The sequence below is a fragment of the Alicyclobacillus herbarius DSM 13609 genome (genome assembly GCF_000430585.1).
Lineage (GTDB): Bacteria > Bacillota > Bacilli > Alicyclobacillales > Alicyclobacillaceae > Alicyclobacillus_G > Alicyclobacillus_G herbarius.
Genome location: NZ_AUMH01000026.1, coordinates 1 through 1473, shown reverse-complemented (window position 1 = coordinate 1473; position 1473 = coordinate 1). Strand labels below are relative to the sequence as shown.

The following is a 1473-nucleotide window of genomic DNA, read 5'->3' as shown; positions in this document are numbered from 1 at the left end:
CCGGAGGGTCGTAGGTTCGAATCCTACTCGGGGAGCCAGGCTCCCATAGCTCAGTTGGCAGAGCGCATCCATGGTAAGGATGAGGTCACCAGTTCAAGCCTGGTTGGGAGCTCCACAGAAATTTTGGCCCCATGGTCAAGTGGTTAAGACACCGCCCTTTCACGGCGGTAACGGGGGTTCGAATCCCCCTGGGGTCACCAATTGGCTCGGTAGCTCAGTCGGTAGAGCAGAGGACTGAAAATCCTCGTGTCGGCGGTTCGATTCCGTCCCGAGCCACCAGTTTGACGATTGTTCACATGCGGCTATAGCTCAGAGGGAGAGCACCACCTTGACACGGTGGGGGCCATAGGTTCGATTCCTATTAGCCGCACCAAAATTCGAGGGATGCCTCGATTGGCGGCGTAGCTCAGTTGGTCAGAGCACACGGTTCATACCCGTGGCGTCGGTGGTTCGAATCCACCCGCCGCCACCAATTCGCCACCTTGGCTCAGGGGTAGAGCGGCTCACTCGTAATGAGCAGGTCGTCGGTTCGAATCCGACAGGTGGCTCCATACCTTCCATTTTAATCGAGAAGTAAGGGTGTGGATAAAACTCTATAGTTGTGGAGCTGTGGTGTAGAGGCCTAACATGCCTGCCTGTCACGCAGGAGAACGCGGGTTCGAATCCCGTCAGCTCCGCCATTTGGGCCCATAGCTCAGCTGGCTAGAGCGCACGACTGATAATCGTGAGGTCAGAGGTTCAAGTCCTCTTGGGCCCACCAAAAATTCTTAGAGCGTATAGTAAACAGACAAGGTCGCCTGGGGTGAGGATAATGCCCTGGCGGCCTTATCTTATGTCTTGGTGTTTGTTCTGACTTTCGATGCGTCTGTGGGGTGTGGTATTTATCTGGACTGGCATATGGCCCAACTGAATGTGATGAAGGACCAAGTCCGAAAAAGGAGGGAACATGTAGCAAACCGATTACGGAGAGCGTGCTTGGCTTGTAGCCATCACATGAGGTTTTCTTTCGGTTGTAAGTCACCCTCCTTTTTCGAAACGATTACGTTTGAGTGGCCTGTATGTTTATGGCTAGTTTTGGTATTGGTATGCTGCCGAGGTGTGTTTCCGAAGAAGTATTGATGTTAAAGAAGAGTGCTCAGCGGCCCGGGCTAAGAATCTCATTTTCGACTTGATCTCGTTCGATAGCCGTGCTATATTAGTCAGCGTCGCCAATCGACCGGCGGCCCTGAAAACCGCAAAACATCGGCATCCATCATCTACCGCTTGTAATTATGGCGTGTGGGTGATACGATGAACGATGCCGCTTGCGACCGGATAGCCCGGTCACTGCGGGAACAGGTGAAGCAAGTCACGAGGTTCCTTGAAAACTAAACACGCACAGAGAGTCTTGCGAACACGAATGTGATTCGCAATCAGAGCCAAGGACCGGGGTGCAAGCGCTCCCTTTGGGGTGCTGGACCCCGGGAGGCGAAC

The 1473-nt window shown here is 53.6% G+C and carries 8 tRNA genes; all 8 read left to right on the top strand.

Features of this window, described 5'->3' with window-relative positions:
• The first annotated feature begins 39 nt into the window (after window positions 1-39).
• The 8 genes from H522_RS0114680 (at window position 40) to H522_RS0114645 (ending at window position 760) form a co-directional block, all read left to right on the top strand.
• Window positions 40-115, top strand: a tRNA-Thr gene (locus H522_RS0114680).
• A gap of 10 nt (window positions 116-125) precedes the next feature.
• Window positions 126-200 (top strand) — tRNA-Glu (locus tag H522_RS0114675).
• A 3-nt stretch (window positions 201-203) separates the two neighbouring features.
• Window positions 204-279: transfer RNA gene (locus H522_RS0114670), tRNA-Phe, on the top strand.
• Between the two features lie 19 nt (window positions 280-298).
• Window positions 299-373, top strand: a tRNA-Val gene (locus tag H522_RS0114665).
• A gap of 22 nt (window positions 374-395) precedes the next feature.
• Window positions 396-472, top strand: a tRNA-Met gene (locus H522_RS0114660).
• Between the two features lie 4 nt (window positions 473-476).
• A tRNA-Thr gene (locus tag H522_RS0114655) sits at window positions 477-551 on the top strand.
• A 52-nt stretch (window positions 552-603) separates the two neighbouring features.
• A tRNA-Asp gene (locus tag H522_RS0114650) sits at window positions 604-680 on the top strand.
• A gap of 3 nt (window positions 681-683) precedes the next feature.
• A tRNA-Ile gene (locus H522_RS0114645) sits at window positions 684-760 on the top strand.
• The last annotated feature ends 713 nt before the right edge of the window (window positions 761-1473 follow it).